Source organism: Streptomyces sp. FH025 (assembly GCF_017427025.1).
GTDB lineage: Bacteria > Actinomycetota > Actinomycetes > Streptomycetales > Streptomycetaceae > Kitasatospora.
Genome location: NZ_JAFLNG010000833.1, coordinates 1 through 2,956, shown reverse-complemented (window position 1 = coordinate 2,956; position 2,956 = coordinate 1). Strand labels below are relative to the sequence as shown.

At 74.5% G+C, this 2,956-nt stretch carries 1 protein-coding gene; it reads left to right on the top strand.

The genetic code is table 11. The features are described 5' to 3' along the window. Window positions 1–22: 22 nt before the first annotated feature. Window positions 23–2,956: SDR family oxidoreductase (locus J0670_RS34515; RefSeq protein WP_307806823.1), on the top strand; the 2,934-nt coding region annotated here is incomplete at its 3' end.

Below are 2,956 nucleotides of genomic sequence, written 5' to 3'. Positions count from 1 at the left end.
GGCTTCGGTGGAGTGGAGTTCGGTGCTGCCGGCCGGTTCGCCGGTTGAGCTGCCGACCTACGCCTTCCGCCACCAGCGGTTCTGGCCGGAGGGCATCCTGGCGATGCCGGTGGCCGGTGGGGACGGTGCGAGCACCGAGGCGGAGGCCCGGTTCTGGGCGGCCGTCGAGGGCGGGGACCTGACGCAGCTGGCCGACACGCTGGCTGTGGACGGTGACCGTCCGTTCAACGAGGTGCTGCCGTCGCTGGCGTCCTGGCGGCGCCGGGAGCTGGACCGGTCGGTGACCGCGAACTGGCGTTACCGGGTGAACTGGGCGGCGATCACCGAGTCCGACTCGCGGGTGCTGTCGGGTACTTGGGTGCTGGTGGTTCCGGCTGGGTTCGACGGGCAGTCGTACGTTTCCGCGTTGGCTGCTCGGGGCGCCGAGGTCGCCGTGGTCGAGGTGCCGGCCGGAGCAGTGGATCGGGCCGGGGTGGCCGCGCTGCTGGGCGAGGCCGCGGAGTCTTCCGCGGTGGCCGGTGTGCTGTCGCTGCTGGCGCTGGACGAGTCGGTGCTGCCGGACCACCCGGCGGTGACCGGTGGCCTGGCCGCCACCCTGAGCCTGATCCAGGCGTTGGGTGACGCAGGGATCGGTGCGCCGCTGTGGCTGGCGACGCGTGGTGCGGTGGCGGCTGGTCCGGGTGAGGCGCTGGCCAACCCGGTGCAGGCGCAGGTGTGGGGTCTGGGCCGTGTGGTCGGCCTGGAGCAGCCGGACCGTTGGGGCGGTCTGATCGACCTGCCCGAGACGGTCGACGAGCGGGCGGGTGCCCGGCTGGTCGCGGTGCTCGCGGGCTGTGGCGAGAACGAGGTCGCGGTCCGGTCCGCCGGGATCCTGGGCCGTCGGCTCACCCGTGCCTCGCAGCTGCGCGGCAAGGACCGTTGGACCCCGCGTGGCAGTGTGCTGATCACGGGTGGCACGGGTGCCATCGCCGGGCACGTCTCGCGCTGGCTGGCCGAGCGCGGTGCGGAGCGGCTGGTGCTGACCAGCCGCTCCGGCCCCGCCGCTCGGGGCGCGGCAGCGCTCGCTGCCGAGTTCGCGACGGCCGGCTCCGCGGTCGAGATCGTCGCCTGTGACGTGACGGACCGTTCGGCGCTGGCCGGGTTGGTGGCCTGGATCGGTGAGACCGGTCCGGCGCTGTCCTCGGTGCTGCACACGGCCGCCGTCCTGGACGACGGGGTGGTGGACCGGCTGTCGGTGGGCCGCATGGAGACGGTGCTGGCCGCGAAGGCGGCGAGCGCGGCGCTCCTGGACGAGCTGACCGCGGACCTGGACCTGGACGCCTTCGTCCTGTTCTCCTCGATCTCCTCCACGCTGGGGGCCGCGGGCCAGGGCAACTACGCGGCGGCCAACGCCTACCTGGACGCCCTGGCGGAGAACCGGCGCGGCCGAGGCCTGGCCGCGCTCACCGTCGCCTGGGGCGCCTGGGCCGGCGGCGGCATGGCCGAGTCCAACAGTGTGGTGCAGGCTCGAGTCAAGCGCGGCCCGATGCCGGCCATGGACCCGCAGCTCGCCGCCCGGGCCCTGGGCGAGGCGCTGGAGGGACCGGACGCGCTGGTGACCGTGATGGACGTGGACTGGGCGCAGCTGGCGTCCGGGCCCGGTGCCGCGGACCTGCCCAAGCGTCCGCTGGTGCGGGACCTGCCCGAGATCCGTCAGCTGGCCGCGGCCGGCGAGGCCACGGCTGCGGTGGTCCGCAGTGAGAGCGAGCTGGCGCACCGGCTGGCCGGGCTGGCCCGCGCCGAGCAGGAGCGGGTGCTGACCGAGGTGGTGCGGGCCGAGGTCGCGGTCGTGCTGGGGCACGCCTCGGTCGACGCGGTCGAGGACCGGCGCGCGTTCAAGGACCTGGGCTTCGACTCGCTGACCGCCGTCGAGCTGCGCAACCGGCTGAACGCCGCGACCGGCATCCGGTTGCCCGCCACGCTGGTGTTCGACTACCCGACCCCGACGGTCCTCGCCGAGTTCCTGTGTGGCGAACTGACCGGCAAGGTGGCGGCTGCCGCCGCTCCGGTGGCCGCGGTCACCGCCCCGGTCGTGGACGAGCCGCTGGCGATCGTCGGCATGGCGTGCCGCTTCCCCGGCGGTGCGGGCACTCCCGAGGAGTTCTGGGAGCTGCTCAACGCGGGCGGTGACGCGGTGGGCGGGTTCCCGACCGACCGCGGCTGGGACCTGGAGGGCTTCTACGACCCGGAGCGCGGGAACGCCGGGACCTCGTACACCCAGTCGGGCGCGTTCCTGCGGAACGCGGCGGAGTTCGACGCCGGGTTCTTCGGGATCAGCCCGCGCGAGGCGCTGGCGATGGACCCGCAGCAGCGGCAGCTGCTGGAGACGTCCTGGGAGGCGCTGGAGCGGGCGGGCATCGACCCGGCCTCGCTGCGCGGATCCGCGACCGGTGTGTTCGCCGGCGGCTTCGCCTCGGGTTACGGCTTCGGTGTGACGCTGGCGAGCCAGGGTGACTCCGGTGCCGAGGGCCACGTGATGACCGGGAACGCGACGAGCGTGCTCTCCGGCCGGGTGTCGTACGTGCTGGGCCTGGAGGGCCCGGCGGTGACGGTGGACACCGCGTGCTCGTCCTCGCTGGTGGCGCTGCACCTGGCCGCCCAGGCCGTGCGCTCCGGCGAGTGCTCGCTCGCGCTCGCCGGCGGTGTCACCGTGATGGCGACGCCGGGCACGTTCATCGACTTCTCGCGCCAGCAGGGCCTGGCGGCCGACGGCCGGTGCCGGGCGTTCTCCGAGGACGCGGACGGCACGGGCTGGGCTGAGGGCGCGGGCGTGGTCGTGGTCGAGCGGCTGTCGGACGCGCGGCGGCTCGGGCACAAGGTGCTGGCGGTGCTGCGTGGTTCGGCGGTCAACCAGGACGGTGCGTCCAACGGTCTGACGGCGCCCAACGGTCCGTCGCAGCAGCGGGTGATCCGTGCG